This is a genomic window from Idiomarina sp. 28-8 (genome assembly GCF_000320945.2).
In the GTDB taxonomy this organism is placed as follows: domain Bacteria; phylum Pseudomonadota; class Gammaproteobacteria; order Enterobacterales; family Alteromonadaceae; genus Idiomarina; species Idiomarina loihiensis.
Genome location: NZ_DF266790.1, coordinates 352161 through 369698, shown reverse-complemented (window position 1 = coordinate 369698; position 17538 = coordinate 352161). Strand labels below are relative to the sequence as shown.

At 46.9% G+C, this 17538-nt stretch carries 16 protein-coding genes; 6 read left to right on the top strand and 10 right to left on the bottom strand.

Annotated elements, in window-relative coordinates; all coding sequences use genetic code 11:
• Positions 1 to 3 precede the first annotated feature (3 nt).
• Positions 4 to 1797 (bottom strand): M61 family metallopeptidase, encoded by a 1794-nt coding sequence (locus RJ32_RS06530; RefSeq protein WP_034820402.1) that lies wholly within the window; start codon positions 1795 to 1797, stop codon positions 4 to 6.
• A gap of 151 nt (positions 1798 to 1948) precedes the next feature.
• Here RJ32_RS06530 and RJ32_RS06525 point away from each other — a divergent pair, with 151 nt between their 5' ends.
• The 5 genes from RJ32_RS06525 to RJ32_RS06505 all read left to right on the top strand — a co-directional run bounded on the left by RJ32_RS06525 (position 1949) and on the right by RJ32_RS06505 (position 7926).
• On the top strand, positions 1949 to 3472 hold the full coding sequence (locus RJ32_RS06525) for a diguanylate cyclase (protein ID WP_034820399.1): 1524 nt from the start codon (positions 1949 to 1951) through the stop codon (positions 3470 to 3472).
• Between the two features lie 74 nt (positions 3473 to 3546).
• Positions 3547 to 4902 (top strand): nucleotide 5'-monophosphate nucleosidase PpnN, encoded by a 1356-nt coding sequence (ppnN, locus tag RJ32_RS06520; protein WP_034820396.1) that lies wholly within the window; start codon positions 3547 to 3549, stop codon positions 4900 to 4902.
• Positions 4903 to 4909: 7 nt separating this feature from the next.
• Positions 4910 to 5296 carry a DUF3192 domain-containing protein gene (locus RJ32_RS06515; RefSeq protein WP_034820394.1) on the top strand — a complete coding sequence of 129 codons (387 nt, stop codon included), beginning with the start codon at positions 4910 to 4912 and terminating at the stop codon, positions 5294 to 5296.
• Positions 5293 to 6816, top strand: coding sequence for a hypothetical protein (locus RJ32_RS06510; RefSeq protein WP_034820391.1), 1524 nt, complete (start codon positions 5293 to 5295; stop codon positions 6814 to 6816). Before RJ32_RS06515 ends, RJ32_RS06510 begins: the two co-directional genes overlap by 4 nt.
• Positions 6817 to 6921: 105 nt before the next feature.
• Complete coding sequence (locus RJ32_RS06505) at positions 6922 to 7926, top strand: isocitrate dehydrogenase (protein WP_011234112.1); 1005 nt, start codon at positions 6922 to 6924, stop codon at positions 7924 to 7926.
• 44 nt (positions 7927 to 7970) lie between these two features.
• Here the strand turns inward: RJ32_RS06505 and rlmM are convergent, their stop codons facing one another.
• The 9 genes from rlmM to RJ32_RS06460 all read right to left on the bottom strand — a co-directional run bounded on the left by rlmM (position 7971) and on the right by RJ32_RS06460 (position 16586).
• Positions 7971 to 9080: a 23S rRNA (cytidine(2498)-2'-O)-methyltransferase RlmM gene (gene rlmM, locus RJ32_RS06500; protein WP_034820389.1), complete on the bottom strand. Its 1110-nt coding sequence runs from the start codon at positions 9078 to 9080 to the stop codon at positions 7971 to 7973.
• Complete coding sequence (locus tag RJ32_RS06495; protein ID WP_034820387.1) at positions 9080 to 9460, bottom strand: DUF423 domain-containing protein; 381 nt, start codon at positions 9458 to 9460, stop codon at positions 9080 to 9082. The genes rlmM and RJ32_RS06495 overlap by 1 nt, the downstream gene beginning before the upstream one ends.
• Positions 9457 to 10080: an alpha/beta fold hydrolase gene (locus RJ32_RS06490; protein ID WP_034820384.1), complete on the bottom strand. Its 624-nt coding sequence runs from the start codon at positions 10078 to 10080 to the stop codon at positions 9457 to 9459. The genes RJ32_RS06495 and RJ32_RS06490 overlap by 4 nt, the downstream gene beginning before the upstream one ends.
• Entirely contained in the window at positions 10080 to 10979 is a 900-nt protein-coding gene (locus RJ32_RS06485) for a transcriptional regulator GcvA (protein WP_011234116.1), read from the bottom strand. Before RJ32_RS06485 ends, RJ32_RS06490 begins: the two co-directional genes overlap by 1 nt.
• 97 nt (positions 10980 to 11076) lie before the next feature.
• Complete coding sequence (locus tag RJ32_RS06480; RefSeq protein ID WP_011234117.1) at positions 11077 to 11841, bottom strand: SDR family oxidoreductase; 765 nt, start codon at positions 11839 to 11841, stop codon at positions 11077 to 11079.
• A 20-nt stretch (positions 11842 to 11861) separates the two neighbouring features.
• Positions 11862 to 12758: a 3-hydroxyisobutyrate dehydrogenase gene (gene mmsB / locus RJ32_RS06475; RefSeq protein WP_034820382.1), complete on the bottom strand. Its 897-nt coding sequence runs from the start codon at positions 12756 to 12758 to the stop codon at positions 11862 to 11864.
• Between the two features lie 27 nt (positions 12759 to 12785).
• A complete protein-coding gene (locus RJ32_RS06470) occupies positions 12786 to 13907 on the bottom strand; it encodes an enoyl-CoA hydratase/isomerase family protein (protein ID WP_034820379.1) in 1122 nt (373 codons plus the stop codon).
• A gap of 9 nt (positions 13908 to 13916) precedes the next feature.
• Complete coding sequence (locus tag RJ32_RS06465; protein ID WP_034820377.1) at positions 13917 to 15074, bottom strand: acyl-CoA dehydrogenase family protein; 1158 nt, start codon at positions 15072 to 15074, stop codon at positions 13917 to 13919.
• 12 nt (positions 15075 to 15086) lie between these two features.
• The gene (locus RJ32_RS06460) at positions 15087 to 16586 is read right to left on the bottom strand and encodes a CoA-acylating methylmalonate-semialdehyde dehydrogenase (protein WP_034820375.1); all 1500 of its coding nucleotides are present in this window, start codon (positions 16584 to 16586) and stop codon (positions 15087 to 15089) included.
• Positions 16587 to 16655: 69 nt separating this feature from the next.
• Here RJ32_RS06460 and RJ32_RS06455 point away from each other — a divergent pair, with 69 nt between their 5' ends.
• Positions 16656 to 17534, top strand: a complete 879-nt coding sequence (locus RJ32_RS06455; protein ID WP_034820374.1) for an EamA family transporter — start codon at positions 16656 to 16658, stop codon at positions 17532 to 17534.
• Positions 17535 to 17538 lie beyond the last annotated feature (4 nt).

Here is a 17538-nt window from a genome sequence, read left to right as displayed (position 1 = left end):
TAATTAAGCGTTAGGGTGCGGAATTTGTAACCATTGCAGGAAACGAGCTTTCTGTTCAGCAGTAGGCTCGTCTAATGGTTCTATTTTCGCGTCAGTTGCAGGAGTTGGTTGCACCGTTAAGGTCTTCTTGTGCAACTGGTCGCGACGGAAGAATGTCACTTCAATAGAATCACCCGCTTTATATTCAGCAAAAGCTTCTTTAAAGCGACCATCAACTACGGTATGTCCGTCATAAGCAACAATGACATCACCCGGTGTAAAGCCCGCTTCCCAGGCCGGGCTGCCTTTACTAACCCGGGTCAGTTCCATGCCGCCACTGGCTTCATTAGCACTCCAGCCGGCCCAGGCTTTTTCAACGCTGTCTTCGTCCTCACCCTGCTCATACACCAGTTCTAATCCAACTTGCTCCAGCATACTTTCAAATGGAATATCTGCCGCCGGACTTTCAACATTTTCCTGCCACCAGCCCTGCCAGGACTTACCCGTTAAGTCTTTCAAAATAGTTAGCACGTCGGCTGAAGTGAAGCCCTGCTCATCGGCATCGAAGCGCTGATACAACTCATTATGTACGTCACGATAGCTAACTTCCCCATCGGTTGTTTTCAACAACTCGCTGTCCAGCATCCAGGAAACCAGAGCACCTTCCGAATAAATATTCACAGAATCGTTGTGCGCGCGATCTCCATATTGATCAATCCACGCCTCAAAAGAGGCTTCAGCCACTGACATAACATCCCGGCCTGGCTTTGCTCGGTAACGGTCAATGCTGGTTGCCACCCGCTCAAAATACTCAGACGGTTCCATAATATCCGCCTGTAATAACAAATGATTCTGGAAGTAGCTGGTTGAACCTTCAGCAATCCAGAATAAATCAGTGTAGTTTTCTTTTTGATAATCGTATGGAACCAGTCCATCCGGACGATAAGCTTTCACGTTCCAGGTATGCACAAACTCGTGTGACGCTGTGGACATAAACGACAAGTAATCATCGCGACTGGCAAAGCTGTATCTGGGGCGCTGGATAATCGTCGAGTTTTTGTGTTCCGTTGCACCACCAGCCCCAGTCGTCGCGTGGATCATAAAGACATAACGCTCAAATGGGTAACTGCTCCAAATCGAGTCACCGGTGGCCACGAGCTTTTGTAAATCTTCGACCGTTTTTTCAGCGTCGTAGTTACCCTCACCCCAGAATACGACTTCATAATCGCGATCATCCTGAGTGAATTCATAGTGCTTGCTAATGCCTGTTTCTATTGGTGAATCAACTAAGACATCCCAATTTGCGGCCGAGAACTGATGTGCGCCATCTCTGTCCATACCGGAATAACTCTTCCACTCACCCGGGACATCCAGAGAAACTGACACAGGCTCGTCACGCCACGCATCGGCATACATGAATACAGCGGATGCATCTAAATAGGCATGGCTGTCATCAATGTGACGGCTGCGGCGACCAAGTTGATTCGCGTAAATTTCGTAATCTACGGTCACTTCGCCGCTGTTTTCAGGTAAGTAAACTCGCCAGGTGCTTTTATCAACTTTTTCCCAGCGAAGTTTTTCACCATTACTCTGAACTTCAAAATCACGAACACCGTTCGCTAAATTTAAAATGCGATAATAACCTGTTCTCCAGGCTGGCATCTTCACATCCAGAAACTTAGCATCACTGGCCGGGAAGGTAATCGACACTTCACCCTTGTGGTGCTCAGGTTGCGTTAAATCAATTTTATAGTCGGTATTTGCTAATACAATGGAAGGTGCCAACATAACACCAACAGCTAATAAGCTCTTGCGCACAGTTTATCTCCGTTAGTTTCGCTTTATTTGTTAGTTAACTTGTTCAAAGACTACCACAATTCACCAATAGTAAATAAATTCAGATAGGTTAGACTTTATCTGATTAATTTTCGTATTATGCGTATTGACTTCAATATTGGGTAGGTGAGCATTGACAATACCTGAGACACCACAAGAGCAGGTTCAGCATCTTAGTAAGAAGCTGCGACAAAGTATCCAGTCACGCAAACAGATAGAAGACGACTATCAGCGCGACTCACAGCGTTACTCGAATTTTGTAAATGATCTTTGTCTGGCGTTAAATGGTGTTGACAGTGAGTTAGACGGTTTACTGCATAAATTACGTGGTCATCTTCAGCAAAATGCGTCCGCCGCGGTGCTAGAGCCCATGATGCAGCAAGTGGGAGAGGTAATTTCTCAGCATACTGTCCGTATGCAAACTCTTCTTAGAGAAAGCAATGAAAGTATCCAGTTAGCTTTACAACACGTTAAGCCCCGCGATAGCAACGGCAAGAGCCAGCTACAAAAAATAGCAAATGAGTTTGAGCAACCCACAATGACGGTTTCTCATTATTTGCCCCTGGTTAATCAATTGCTTGCACTTTCTTATCAGCAGCAAGGTACTCAGACTGAGACCCAAGTAACTCAGTACCAAAATCAATTGGTTGATTTACTAAGTGAAGTGGAATTTCTGGGCAGTGCCGCAGATACCCTGCAACAAGTGAAAGTAGCTTTACAAAAGCCACAGACCAGTGAAACCTTGCTAGCTATCACCTTAAAGGTTATGCGGCTGGTATTTAACAACATTAACGATGAACGCCGCTCAGCGCAGCTGTTTCTACAACAGTTAAATGCATCTTTAGAATCTGTTCAGAGTGTCTTAGGTCAAACCATAAATCATTCTGCAGACTTTGCTGATCAGCGACTGCATCTGAACCAGCAACTAAAAAGTGGCGTTTCTGAGATAAAGGCTTGTGTCACTGACGCGTATGAACTTAACGATTTGAAAGAGTCTGTCGGTTTGCAGTTGCACCGTTTAGGTGAAACTTTGAATCAGCACCTTCAGTTGCATGATGAAGAACGTCAAAGTTTCCATAGCAACACACAAGCCATGGAACAAAAACTTCGTGAAACCGAAGCGCAGGTTTTACACTATAAACAGGAGCTGGCTAAACAAAAGTTCCGCAGTTTACAGGACAACCTGACCAAACTGCCTAACCGCTCTGCTTTTGATGAACGCTTGAATCTGGAGTTCCAGCGCTGGGGCAAAGATGAAACTCCGCTCAGCATAGCGATTATCGACGTGGATCATTTTAAGAACATTAATGATAGCTTCGGCCACATTGCCGGCGACAAAACCTTACAAGTTATTGCAGGTACTCTCAGCAAATCGTTAAAAGAATCGGCCTTTGTTTGTCGCTATGGTGGCGAAGAGTTTGCTATCATATTCTGTTCTGATGGACAAAGTGCCTATCAACATATAGAGAATACGCGGGAGAAAGTGGCTAATATCCCGTTTAAATTTAAAACCGACGATATACGCATTACTATTTCCGCAGGAATAGCTGAATTTAAATATAATGAAGATACACCGCTGGCGGTTTTTGAAAGAGCCGATAAGGCGCTCTATGAAGCAAAAAATAGCGGGCGCAATAAAGTTATCGCAGCCAAATAGAAACCAACGCTGATGATCACCGCCGGCACAAGGATGACGCCGAGTCATCGTTATTACAGGAGTATGGAAAAATAATGAGAGCAAGTATTTCTCCAAGAGGCACCATGTCTCTTTTGTCGCAACTGGAAATAGAACGTTTAAAGCAATCCTCAAACAGCCAACTTTATAAATTATTTCGTAATTGCTGTCTCGCGGTTTTAAATGCCGGAAGTAATACCGACAGCAGCGCTGAAATTTACGATAAGTATAAAGATTTCGCCGTTAATATTATCCGCAAAGAGCGCGGTATTAAAATTGAGTTAATTGAGCCGCCGGCAGAAGCTTTTGTTGATGGCGAACTCATTGTCGGTATTCGTGAATTACTGGAATCGGTATTGCGCGATATTCTCTTTACCGGAGAGCGCTACTCAGAAGAAGAACTGAAAGACGCTGACAGTGCTACCCTAACCCACGTGGTGTTCGATATTCTACGCAACGCCCGCACTATTCAGGCCATGCAAGAGCCCGATATGGTTGTTTGCTGGGGCGGTCACTCGATTAACGAAGCTGAGTACAAATACACTAAAGAAGTGGGTTATCAGTTGGGTTTGCGTGGCTTAAATATCTGTACCGGGTGTGGTCCGGGTGCAATGAAAGGCCCGATGAAAGGCGCGACTATTGGTCATGCTAAACAGCGTATTAGTGGTGGGCGTTATTTAGGTCTTACTGAACCGGGCATTATCGCTGCCGAGCCACCCAATCCTATCGTTAACGAACTGGTTATTTTGCCCGATATTGAAAAACGCCTGGAAGCCTTCGTTCGCTGTGCGCACGGTATTGTTATTTTCCCGGGGGGCGCTGGTACGGCTGAAGAACTGTTGTATCTTCTTGGCATACTGATGCACCCGAAAAACCAACAACAAAGCTTACCGGTTATATTAACAGGCCCTGAAGCGTCTAAAGATTACTTTGATGCGCTGGATACCTTTATTGTTGAAACTCTGGGTGAAGAGGCTCGCGGATTCTATCGTATTATTATTGCAGACCCTTCAGGTGTTGCGCAGCACATGCACGCCGGAATGGCAGCAGTAAAACAATATCGCCGTGATTCTGGTGACGCTTACTACTTTAACTGGACCTTGTTTATTGATGAAAACTTCCAGCGCCCGTTCTACCCGACTCACGAAAATGTCGCGTCGCTAAACCTGCACCCGGAACAGCCTAAAGAAGAGTTAGCAGCGGACTTACGCCGTGCATTCTCAGCTATTGTTGCCGGTAATGTGAAAGATGGCGGCATTCGCCAAATTCGGGAAAAAGGCGTATTTACCATTCACGGTGAAAAAGAGTTAATGAAACGACTGGACGTATTGTTAAGAGCATTCGTCGAACAAGGACGTATGAAATTGCCAGGTTCGGTGTATCATCCTTGTTATAAGGTTGTTACTGACTGAAGGATTTATGAAAAATAAAGTCTTTGTCATACTCGCCATTGGCGCTGTTTCTTACCTAGCCATAGTAGGAGCAGTGCTGATGCTTTATCAGGCTGATCCTGCTGATTTACAATGGCAGGAACGAGAAACCTACAACGCCAGACAAATTGGTCAGTTGGATCTCGGTATGTCCAAAGACAGCGTTATTCGTATTTTAGGCTCACCCGATATCAACGAAGCGAAAGCCTCCTCTGAAGGTGACATGCAAGTTCTGTTTTATCGGACTCATCACGTGACTTCTGACGGAATAACGACTAAAGATGAATGTACCCCTTTGGTTTTTCGCGATAATAAGCTTATCGCCTGGGGCAACGACTCTTATCGTGACTATCAGAATTATCAGAGGCGAGAATGAGAAAGCTGACCGAGTGTTGTGAAAAAGCAGCTAGTTTACTGAAACAACACGACGTTCGTCAGCTTTATCGTCTGGTTCAGTTTATTGATGAAGAGTATCAGCAAAACCGCTGGCCGGAACTACTTCCCCTTTACGCTCAGCAACATGCTCCGGGCAATAACCAACTAATAAGTGAGTTACTCGCGGTTTGTGTAACCGCACTGCATTGTGGTTACCAATGGTCTTTGCACTCGCATTACCGTCGAATTCTGGCCGCTGCTTGTGTCAGTGAGAAGCTTAACCCGGACCCTTCTCACTGGAAGCAGCTGCATTTAAGACAGCCGCTGTGGCTTTCGGCTTTAGAGCCTTTAACACTAAAATCCGCTGACATTGTCGTTTTTCGCTATTGGGTTAACGCCTTAACTCAGGTTCAGTTGCAATGCTGTGAGCCTACTCAAGCTTTTTTCCCTTTATTAAACAGCGAATTCCGCTATCGCTTCTGGACACTGTTAAATCAGCAGGATGCGTTTCCGATAAGGCTAACCGGGCAAAAGTTTTCACACCATAAGAACCAACAGACCGCTGTACTTTTAGGTTTTGAAGGAAAGCACCAGATTCTGGCTTTATTACATAAGCTGGACAGCCCGTTTTATGTCAGCCCGAACGAGACACAAAACTGGCAAGTTAACGACAAGCCTTTGACTCAGGAACAAATGAACGCTCTGGCTCAGCACCGGTTACTAAAACACGAGCAAAAAAGTGCAACACAACAAACGCCCAGACAACTGTTACGCGCAATAAACCGTTACGCCAATGCCAGTGGCGCCTTAAACGCAGTAATTCAGCAAATTAACCAGCTACCCTTTTTAGCCAGCAGTCTACATGCTGCCGTGCATCAGAGCGAACGCATTGGCAACAGCGAAGCCAGTCGTATGGACTTAAAGCAATCTTATTTATGGCTAGGCTCTAAACGGGCTTCCGTTATTCTTGCTACCGCTTTTTTGCAGCATCAGTTTTCATTAAATACCATTCCGCTGCATAACGCATTAATGCAAAAGCTCGGCTTACTGACAACAACGCTACAGCACTTATCGGCAGAAACCGGCGTTAGCCTGCCAACCCCGGCACCACTACTTGCCCTACTTTCAGGCTCCGATCTTTTTCGTCACCCGGAGCTGCTTAAATCGGCAAAGTGGCCTCGCCCGCGAGAAATAGAACACTGCTACAGTACAAGTTGGGTAGGCTCTGCACTGGATATCAGTGACTTCCGTCGCAGTCGACAATTAGTTAAGCGCTGGCAATTGCCTCCGGCTACCGAAAATTTATTAAACCCGGATAAAGCCGAATCCAATAAATTAGGTGCACTATTTTTTTTAGCTCATTATTTAACACTAAGCACTTATTATCCCGATGTCTCGTTAAGCAGTTCAGTAAAATCGATGCTAAAGTCTTATTGTCAGCAACTGCAAATAAACAGTGAGCAACTGACCCGAATTAAAGCCAAATCGGCTTTTGAAAGTCACTGTTACTCACCGTTATAACCTACATTCACTGACTGAATAATGCTTTGCTAGTCAGTATTAGCGCGGCAATGGTAGAATTACCGTTCCTGTTTTTGTTGTAACACGGTTTAAAGGAATCAATTCATGAGTAGAACTATCACAGTTATTCCAGGTGACGGCATCGGTCCGGATATTGTCGAGTCTGCAACAGCCATTCTTGATAAAGCAGGTTGTGACTTTGAATATGAATACGTCGACGCTGGTTTAACTGCTTTGGAAAAGACCGGAGAGTTATTACCTCAGAATACTCTTGATGCGATTGAACGTAACGGTGTTACATTAAAAGGTCCACTAACCACTCCGGTTGGCGAAGGCTTTACCTCTATTAATGTCAGCCTGCGTAAACATTTTTCGTTATACGCTAACGTACGCCCTGTGCTGTCTTTTACCGGCACTCAGGCACGCTACGAAAACATTGATATTATTACCATTCGTGAAAATACCGAAGGTATGTATTCGGGCTTAGGCCAGAAAGTGTCTGAAGACGGTAATGAAGCCGAAGCAGTCAGCAAAATTACCCGGGAAGGCGCTGAGCGCATTGTTCGTTTCGCCTATGAAACCGCACGCCGAGAAGGCCGTAAGAAAGTCACTGCGGTACATAAAGCCAATATTCTGAAGTCCACTTCTGGTCTATTCTTAAAAGTAGCGCGTGAAATAGCTGAAGAGTATCCGGACATTGAATCAACAGAAATGATTGTTGATGCTGCCTGCATGCGCTTAGTTATGAACCCTGAAGAGTTTGACGTTATTGTTACCACCAACCTGTTTGGCGATATCCTGTCAGACCTGTGCGCAGGTTTGGTCGGCGGCTTAGGTATGGCACCCGGAGCTAACATTGGTAAAGACTGTGCCATTTTCGAAGCTGTACACGGCTCAGCCCCGGATATTGCCGGTAAAAACCTGGCAAACCCAACCTCAGTTATCTTAGCGTCAATTCAGATGCTGGAATACTTAGGCATGCAAGAGCAAGCGGAAAAAATCACCAAAGCATTAGAAGATGTGATTTCCAGTGGCGATCGAACCACTCGTGATTTAGGCGGTTCGCACGGTACCACTGACTTTACTCAGGCGGTTATTGAGCGTCTTTAAAGCGAACGGCATAGCCTGAATGAACTCAGGCTATGCCTTTAAAACTAACTGCGGGGCAACCAGCGCAAGTGTACGGTAATTTCTTCACGGTCGTGGTATAGGTGCTTGGCCTGAATTTCAAACGGCTTACTCCCCTCGGTTTGTAGCTGTTCTTTAATCTGATCCAGGTAGCCTTTAACTGCGGCATAGCGCTGACGCATTGGTAACTTAAGGTTAAAGATGGCTTCTTCACAATCACCTTCGAGTAACCAACTGGTCATCAGCTCGCCGACACGTGCGGGTTTTTCAACCATATCGCACACCAGCCAGGTAACATTTTTGCGTTTTGGGCGGAATTTAAAACCGTCTTCCTGAATGTGCTTAACCTGACCGGTTTCCATCAAGGATTCTGCCATTGGCCCGTTGTCCACAGCCTGTACCATCATACCGCGGCGTACCAGCTGATAAGTCCAGCCTCCTGGCGCAGCACCAAGATCTACCGCCTTCATGCCCGAATGAACACGTTTTTCATGCTCGTTTTCAGGCACAAACACCTGAAAGGCTTCATCCAGTTTTAACGTTGAGCGGCTTGGTGCCTCTTTTGGCATACGCAAACGCACAATGCCACCGTTATGGATGGTTTGGTTATAGCTGTATGAATACCCCACCAAAGCATGTGCTGCATTGACAAATAACACGTGTAGCATTGGTCGTTTAGCTAGCGGTTTATTACTTAAAAGCTCTTCTTTACGCAACGCCTGACGCAGCGGCACGCTAAACTTACGGCAGAATTTGGATAGCTGGTTAGCTTCGTTAGTATCTGGAGTTCCCACTCGTAACTCACCAGCCAGGCCAAACGTTTCCTGATGAGGTTTTAATACCTTAATGACTTCGCTGGCACGGTCTTCAATACCGGCCACTTTAACCGGCCCCAGTAAGGCAAACATTTCGCGCGCAAAAACCAGGTCTTTCAGCGTCAGTTTACGGGCAATATGCTCTGCTTCTTCGTGCTGGCAATGGTAGGTAACGTAAGCTTGCTCGGGTTGTGTCTGGCAATAACCATAAACACCCAGTTCCGCGGTTTTATCCTGAATTTCAGCCGCGCAATCACCTTCGAACCCTGCACGACACAGCAATACAATGCCACTACCTCTGCCGTTAACAATCTCACTCATTAACTACCTGCTCCTAACTTCATTGCGCCAACTAATAAACTGACCCAGCCAGCAATAAATAATAACCCGCCAATAGGCGTTATAGGTCCAAACCATTTAACACCGGTAAGTGCTAAGGCATACAAACTGCCGGAAAATAAAACCACGCCGGCCAGCCACAAATAGCCGCTGGCAACAAACCAGACCGACTGTGACTGCTTTAACCAAAGCGCTAAAGCAAACAATGCCAATGCGTGATAAAACTGATAAGTGACGCCGGTCTCAAAAGCACTCAGCAAACTCTCACTTAATTTCGATTTTAAACCGTGCGAAGCAAAAGCGCCCAACATAACGCCGGTACCGCCTAAAATGGCGGCCACAATTAAAAATATCTGACTCATTGAATAAACTCCTTAATGGCATCTGTGGCCTGTTGCCAAAGCTTAGGCGTATTCGCCGCTTTAGCTTTAGTCGCGGCAAAACCATGATCCGCACCCTCTAGCCACTGCAACTGCCAGTTATGCGGCAACTCCACGCTTTGCCCCTGCTCCGCTCTTTTTAAAAGAGGCTTACTAAACGGGTCCCGTGTTCCCTGCAAAATAAGGCCGGGCGCCTGTGTCATCTTTAATTCTTCAAGCCGTGACTTCTCAGGTTTTTGCGGCGGATGGAACGGAAACCCCAAAGCAATTACTGCTTTCGCGCCGTATTTATCGGCTAAACGCAACATCACCCGGCTTCCTAATGACTTACCCATCAAAACTAACGGCTTATTATCTTGCTGTAATTCGCTCAGCAGTTTATCAATCGCATCGACCAGTGCCTGCATGTTATTCGGCGGCCGTGGCTTTCCAGTTTCACGAACCTTTTCCCAATACGGAAAATCCGGACGCACAAGCTCCGCGCCAAGCGCTATGCCCTGCTCCGCAAAGAAATCCATAAAAGCTGTGTCGGGACCGCCTCCTGAACCGTGCAAAAACACGATGCGGAACGCTCCTTCCGGGTTCTGTTGTTGATAACGCATTATTGGTTAAACTCTTGCTCTTCTTTTTGAACCAAGTTTAGCAGCCACTGACGGAAGGTCGCGATTTTACCTATCTCCGCCTGATTGTCACGACAAACCAGATAAAACGCTTTATTCCGCTGCAGTGCCTGAGGGAAAATGCGAACCAGGTGGCCACTGTCAATTTCGGACTTCACCAGCACGTTATTGGCTAATGCAATGCCCTGCCCGTGAACCGCCGCCTGTAAAGCCAGGCTCGAATGACTGAATACCGGTCCATTATCACCTTTATACTGAGGTAAGCCCACCAACTGAAACCAGTCCTTCCAGGCATTACGGGTTTCATCGTGCAGCAAGGTTTGCTTGAATAAATCTATCGGTTCTTTGATATTCGCTTTGTTCAATAACAACGGCGAACAAACCGGCCATAAATATTCTTCATGCAATTGGTATGCTTTTACCCCGGGCCAGCGGCCATCGCCATAGTAAATAGCAACGTCTACGTCGTCGGTTAACGAACCACTAATTTCATCTACCGCTTTAATACGAATGTCCATATCCGGGTGTTCTTCGCGAAAACTACTAAGCCGCGGAACAAACCATAAAATAGCGAAACTGGGCGGAACCGACACGGTCAAAGCGCCGCGTTCAGACACTAACCGAAGTTTATCGGTGGCCTGCGCCAGTTGCTCAAAAATATCCCGTAATTCTAAATAGTATTCCTGTCCTTCTTCGGTCAACAGCAACGAGCGGTTACGTCGAATAAAAAGTTTAAGTTCAAGAAAGTCTTCTAACGCTTTTACCTGATGACTGACTGCGGCCTGAGTCACAAATAACTCTTCGGCGGCTTTGGTAAAACTAAGGTGACGCGCTGCCACTTCAAATGATTTAAGCGCGTTTAAGGGAGGTAATTTCCGCATGTCATTAACTAAAAAGCGTCTCTGTTTAGTAGATACCCACCACTATAACAGAGACGCCCTTTCTTCGGCTATTTATCATTACTTTATCTAATGTGACTTACAACCGGACGCCACCGTCAATTTCGACCACACGGCCGCTGAAGAAGTCATTTTCAATAATGTAGCGAGCACTGTGAGCTATTTCATTGGGCTGGCCCCAGCGTTTTAGCGGAACCATAGACAACGCACGATCAACCGCTTCAGGTTTCATCTGTGCCGTCATTGGAGTTTCGATAAAGCCCGGTGCGATGGCACCACAGCGAATGCCGTAGCGACCTAATTCACGAGCCCAGGTGACTGTCATGGCAACCACACCGGCTTTCGTTGCGGAATAGTTAGTCTGTCCCATGTTGCCGGCACGCGCGACGCTGGAAATATTAATGATAACGCCTTTCTTACCAGCTTTTACCATCTGCGCTGCGGCTTCACGTCCGCACAAGAAGGTACCGGTGAGGTTTACATCCAGTACTGACTGGAACTGCTGTAATGGCATTTTCTGTTTCAGTTCGCCGTCTTTGAATTTAATCAGCAGGCCGTCGCGCAGTAGACCGGCGTTGTTTACCAACACATCAATGCCATCAAACTCTTGCTGAATTTGTTCAAACACGGTTTCTACCGATTCTTCGTCGGTAATATCAACTTCATAACCAACCACTTTGGCTGCACCCAGCTTTTCACATTGCTCCTGAGCTTCACCTAATACGTCGCCGTTAATATCGATAAGCGCAAGTTTGGCACCTTGTCTGGCGAAATCTTCAGCCATCGCAAGGCCCAGCCCCTGAGCACCACCGGTAATAACAATGACACTGTCTTTAATTTGCATGTGTTTCCCCAACTCTTAGGTTACTTCTGTGACTTAGGTGCCACATAATTAAAAATACTGGAAAAATCCTGGCGACCATGACCTTGTTCAGACCAGCTGTGGTAAAGGTTGCGAGTCAGTGATCCCATAGGCGTTGCGGCACCGCTTTCTAATGCGGTTTGTTGCGCCAGCCCTAAATCTTTAGCCATTAAGTCAACCAGAAAACCGCCCTGATAGTCATTGCTTGAAGGCACGTTATCCATTACCCCTGGGCACGGATTATATACCTGTAATGTCCAGTTGCTACCTGAGCTTGCCAGCATAATTTCCGATAAAACTTTCGGGTCCAGCCCGTTAGCCCTACCTAATTGCAAAGCTTCTGAAGTCCCCACCATTAATACTGACAACAACATGTTATTACAGATTTTTGCAATCTGTCCGGCACCGACATCACCGGCACGGAAAACATTTTTCCCCATGTCGTTAAGCACAGTGCGAGCCCGGTCGACGTTCGTTTCTGTGCCGCCACAAATAAAGGTTAAGGTACCCGCCTTCGCGCCACCAACACCGCCGGAGACCGGGGCGTCGATAAAGGCAATACCTGCTTTCTCTAGTTGTTCACCCACATACATAGCGGTTTCAGAAGAAATGGTACTGCAGTCAATGACCAACTGATCTTTATTCAGCTTGTTGATTAGACCGTCGTCACCAAGGTAAACGCCTTTTACGTGACGGTCTGCAGGCAACATAGAAACCACAAATTCAGCTCCATCAATTGCCTCAGCTGCTGTTTTCGCGGCCTGTGCACCGTCAGCAACTATCGCTTTAAGCGCTTCTTCCGATAAGTCAAAAGCCTTAACCTTGTGGCCGGCTTTTGCCAGGTTGCTGGCCATAGGGCCGCCCATGTTACCCAGTCCAATAAATCCTACGGTTGCCATACAGGCACTCCTTCTTGTTAATTCGTTTTATTTATCAAGATCGGCTAGTGGATGCGTTCGCTCGCCCCAGGGCGGTACAAAGAATGCATCAACCTCTTCCGCTGGTACTTCGGCTACCGAGCTATGCTGCCATTGTGGATTCTTATCTTTATCAATCAGCAGTGCCCGAATACCTTCCGCAAAATCACCACGAACTGCACAGTTACAGGACAAGGTTAGCTCTAAACGGAAACAGTCAGCCAAAGACAAGTCAGAGCCTTGCTGCAACTGGTTCCAGACCAGGTGCGATGTAAATGGACAACCATTGGCCAAGTTCTTCCGCGCACGCGCCAGCCATTTATCATCGGTTTCGTCACTGACAATACGTTCAGCAATTTCACCGATATCATTGCCTGTGGTTAACTTAGTAATCAACGACTGATGCGGCTCAACCTGTGGATTCGGCAAAGATGTGGTGTCACTACTAGCAACCGAACTCAGTAAGTCCGTCACTTTTTGTTTATTCAGAGCCTCGGTATTGCCCCACTGAACTTCCTTCAGCTGATTCAGAATGCTTTCTTTGCTTTCATGACCAACAAAGTGATCGGCCAGGTTCAGATACAGCGCATCGTTCGCATTCATCGTCGCGCCGGTAATGCCTAAGAACAAACCGCAACCTTGTGGCATGCGGTTAAGGAAGTAGGTTGCACCAACATCCGGGTACAAGCCAATAGTCACTTCCGGCATAGCCAGTAACGAACGTTCGGTCACAATACGGTGGCTGGCGCCATTCATCAGCCCCATACCGCCGCCCATCACAATGCCGTCACCCCAGCAGATAAAGGGCTTAGGGAATGTCTGGATAAAGTAGTCCAGTTGATATTCCTGGGTGAAGAAGTTTTCGACTTCTTCCACTAATTTGCCCGGCTCTGCCTGCATGGCTTTATACATAGCCACAATGTCACCACCGGCACAGAAGGCTTTTTCACCAGCACCCTGCAACCAGACACAAGCAACTTTGTCATCTTCTGCCCATTTTTTCAGCTGCGGTAACAGCTTTTCAGCCATCGCCAGACTCAGGGCATTCAATGATTTCTCGGAATTTAACGTAGCAACGCCGATGACTTTGTCACCGGCGTTCAGTTCTTCAAAAAGTACAACGTCTTGCATGGAATCTCCTTACAAGATTTCGCGATCGTTATCCGCCAGAATGCGACGTCCAATAATCATGCGCATCACTTCGTTTGTGCCTTCCAGGATCTGGTGCACACGAACATCACGCACATGGCGCTCTAACGGATACTCTTTAATGTAGCCATAACCACCGTGCAACTGCAGTGCGTCGTTACACACTTTAAAACCAACATCGGTCGCAAACTGTTTTGCCATAGCACAATAGGTAGTTTTATCAGCGTCGTTGTTATCGACTTTACTGGCTGCCAGACGCACCATTTGACGGGCTGCAACCAGCTCAGTTGCCATATCGGCTAACTTAAACTGTAACGCCTGAAATGCCGCCAGCGGCTTACCAAACTGCGTACGTTCCTGCATGTAAGCTTTAGCAGTATTTAATGCCGCCTGCGCGGTACCCACAGAGCACACCGCAATGTTAATGCGTCCACCGTCTAAACCCATCATGGCAAACTTAAAGCCTTCGCCTTCTTTACCCAGCAGGTTTTCTGCCGGAATGCGAACATCTTCAAAGGTCACCAAGCGGGTTGGCTGGGCATTCCAGCCCATTTTATCTTCGGCTTTACCGTAAATAACACCTTTGGCGTCCGCCGGTACAGCAAAGGCAGAAATGCCTTTAGGCCCGTCTTCGCCAGTACGAGCCATAACCACTAAAACGTCAGTTTCACCGGCACCGGAGATAAACATCTTAGAGCCGTTCAGAACGTACTCGTCGCCGTCTTTTTTCGCACTGGTACGTAAGCTGGCAGCGTCCGAACCAGAGCCTGGTTCAGTCAGGCAGTAAGAGCCAAGCTTCTCACCGGTTACCAACTCTGGTACCCACTGGTCAATCACTGACTGTTGGCCGAAAGAACCAATCATCCAGGTAACCATGTTATGAATAGTCATCATGGCTGTGGTGGCTGTACACCCTCCCGCCAGCTGTTCGAATATAAGTGCAGCGTCAAGGCGGCTCATTCCAAAGCCGCCAGCCTCTTCCGGTGTGTACATGCCCATAAAGCCCATTTCACCGGCTTTACGAAACACTTCAACTGGGAAGTAATGCTCTTCATCCCACTTAGCCGCATTAGGCGCCAGCTCTTTGTCGGCAAAGGCCTTGGCCGTATCGACAAAGGCTTGTTGGTCTTCTGTCAATTCGAAGTTCATCGTTATCCCCTATTATCTTAGGTTAATTGACATGTTCGGACCTGCTGGGTCTTCAAGGTCGCTCTCAAACCAACGCGCCGTTACGGTCTTCGTTTCACTATAAAAACGAACGCCCTGCTTACCATAAGCGTGAAGGTCACCAAAGAATGAACGCTTCCAGCCTGTAAATGAGAAGAACGGCAGTGGTACCGGAATTGGAATGTTGATACCGACCTGACCCACTTCAACTTCGTGCTGATATTTACGTGCCGCAGCACCACTTGCAGTAAAGATAGAAGTACCATTACCGTAAGGGTTGTTGTTAACCAATTCCAAAGCGTCTTCAAGGCTGTCCACTTCTGTGGCGCACAATACCGGACCGAAAATTTCCGTTTTATAAATTTCCATATCCGGCGTTACATTAGAGAAGACCGTTGGTCCAACCCAGTTACCGTTTGGCAGACCGTCAACTTTGCAATTACGACCATCAACCAGCAATTTAGCACCTTCTTTTTCGCCTTGAGTAATCAAAGCTTCAACGCGTTCTTTCGCTTGTGGACTAATAACCGGGCCATAAGCGGCACCTTCGTCATTCCATGCGCCCGGACGAACCTTAGCAATAGCTTCCGCTATTTCAGGGATCCACTCTTTTGCCGCGCCAACAAATACCGCGACAGAAATAGCCATACAACGTTGACCCGCCGCACCGACAGAAGAGCCAACCATATTGTTGATGACTTGCTGTTTATTGGCGTCAGGCATAATAACGCAATGGTTTTTTGCACCGGCAAAGGCCTGTACACGCTTACCATTTTCCGTACCACGGCGGTAAATATATTCAGCAACCGGCACTGAGCCTACAAAAGACAAGGCGCGAACGTCGGGGTTGTCTAACAGAAAGTCGACCTGTTCTTTGTTGCCATGCAATACCTGCAGAACGCCTTTCGGTGCGCCAGCTTCTTCGAACAGTTCAGCCAAACGGGTTGGTGTTAAAGGATCTTGCTCGGAAGGCTTCAGAATGAAGGTATTACCGCAAGCAATGGCCAGCGGGAACATCCACAGTGGGATCATCGCCGGAAAGTTAAACGGCGTAATACCAGCGCAAACACCTAATGGCTGAGTGTAACTATAAGAATCAATTTTACGGGCAACGTTTTCAACGGTCTCGCCCATTAATAACGAAGGAATATTCGCCGCGTGTTCAACCACTTCAATACCACGCCAGACATCGCCTTTGGCATCTTCAAAAGTTTTACCGGTTTCTTGCGCCAGAGTCTCGGCAATTTCTTCCTGATGTTCTTTTAACAAGGCCTGATAGCGCATCATTACTCGAGCACGCTCAGAAATAGGCACTTCTTTCCAGGTTTTAAAAGCTTCACGGGCACTCTCAACCGCTGCGTCCATTTCGCTCTGGGTAGCAACAGGCACTTGAGCGATAACTTCCTGAGTAGCAGGGTTGGTGACAGGAATCCACTGTTCTGACTTCGAGACGACAAATTCGCCATCTATATACAGAGGCACTTTCTTAGACATAATTCACCTTCTTATTGTGTTATTTTGTCATCTATTGATGAGCTAAATTTAGTTAAGTGAGCCTTTTACGTGACCCTCTTAATTCTGATTACTTTACTTTGGGCCGCCAGTTTTTCGCTAATTGGCGTTTACCTTGCGGGCCAGGTTGATGGTTATCTGGTTGTCTTTATTCGCATGATTTTAGCACTGATAACAGTGTTACCCTTATTCCGCTGGCGTCATCTGTCGCCCCAAAATGGTCAGCTATCTCAGTTGGCTAAGCTAGCGATTATTGGCGCTGTACAAATTGGCGCTATGTATTTGTTTCTTTATCATGCCTTTTTGTATTTGAGCGTTGCCGAAGTGCTTTTGTTCACTATTTTTACACCACTCTACATAACGCTAATTGACGAGCTGATACTTAACCGCAAGCATCTGCCGCTGTTATGGTGGATAGCCGCAGCGGTATCGGTATGCGGCGCCGCCATTATTCGCTATCAACCCTTGTCCGATGACTTCATCACCGGCTTCTTTTTAATTCAGGCAGCCAATGCGTGCTTTGCTGCCGGTCAAGTTGCTTATAAACGTTTACCCACGGGTAAAACCTTAGAACAAAGCCAGCAATTTGCTGCCTTTTTCTTTGGTGCCAGCGTCGTTGCCGGCCTTGGTGTTTTATTATTTGGCGACTTAACCAAAATGCCGACCACCAATCTTCAATGGGGCATTTTATTATGGCTCGGTATTGTTGCCTCCGGCCTTGGTTACCTTGGTTGGAACCTTTCCGGAAAACGAGTCAATACCGGGCAACTGGCCACCATGAACAATGCGTTAATTCCCGCGGGCATTTTGGTTAATGTCGTGTTTTGGGAACAGTCTTTCGACTATACCCGCTTAAGCATTGGTGCTCTTATTATTATTCTTGCCGTATGGCTGGCAGGACGAGTTAACAAACTTAAACCCGCCCGCTAACCAG

Coding starts and splice junctions, on each gene's coding strand:
- ppnN (WP_034820396.1), top strand. CDS start 3,547: ATGAGAGCAAGTATTTCTCCAAGAGGCACCATGTCTCTTTTGTCGCAA.
- RJ32_RS06470 (WP_034820379.1), bottom strand. CDS start 13,907: ATGCAAGACGTTGTACTTTTTGAAGAACTGAACGCCGGTGACAAAGTC.
- RJ32_RS06495 (WP_034820387.1), bottom strand. CDS start 9,460: ATGAGTCAGATATTTTTAATTGTGGCCGCCATTTTAGGCGGTACCGGC.
- RJ32_RS06485 (WP_011234116.1), bottom strand. CDS start 10,979: ATGCGGAAATTACCTCCCTTAAACGCGCTTAAATCATTTGAAGTGGCA.
- rlmM (WP_034820389.1), bottom strand. CDS start 9,080: ATGAGTGAGATTGTTAACGGCAGAGGTAGTGGCATTGTATTGCTGTGT.
- RJ32_RS06490 (WP_034820384.1), bottom strand. CDS start 10,080: ATGCGTTATCAACAACAGAACCCGGAAGGAGCGTTCCGCATCGTGTTT.
- RJ32_RS06505 (WP_011234112.1), top strand. CDS start 6,922: ATGAGTAGAACTATCACAGTTATTCCAGGTGACGGCATCGGTCCGGAT.
- RJ32_RS06480 (WP_011234117.1), bottom strand. CDS start 11,841: ATGCAAATTAAAGACAGTGTCATTGTTATTACCGGTGGTGCTCAGGGG.
- RJ32_RS06465 (WP_034820377.1), bottom strand. CDS start 15,074: ATGAACTTCGAATTGACAGAAGACCAACAAGCCTTTGTCGATACGGCC.
- RJ32_RS06460 (WP_034820375.1), bottom strand. CDS start 16,586: ATGTCTAAGAAAGTGCCTCTGTATATAGATGGCGAATTTGTCGTCTCG.
- mmsB (WP_034820382.1), bottom strand. CDS start 12,758: ATGGCAACCGTAGGATTTATTGGACTGGGTAACATGGGCGGCCCTATG.
- RJ32_RS06510 (WP_034820391.1), top strand. CDS start 5,293: ATGAGAAAGCTGACCGAGTGTTGTGAAAAAGCAGCTAGTTTACTGAAA.
- RJ32_RS06515 (WP_034820394.1), top strand. CDS start 4,910: ATGAAAAATAAAGTCTTTGTCATACTCGCCATTGGCGCTGTTTCTTAC.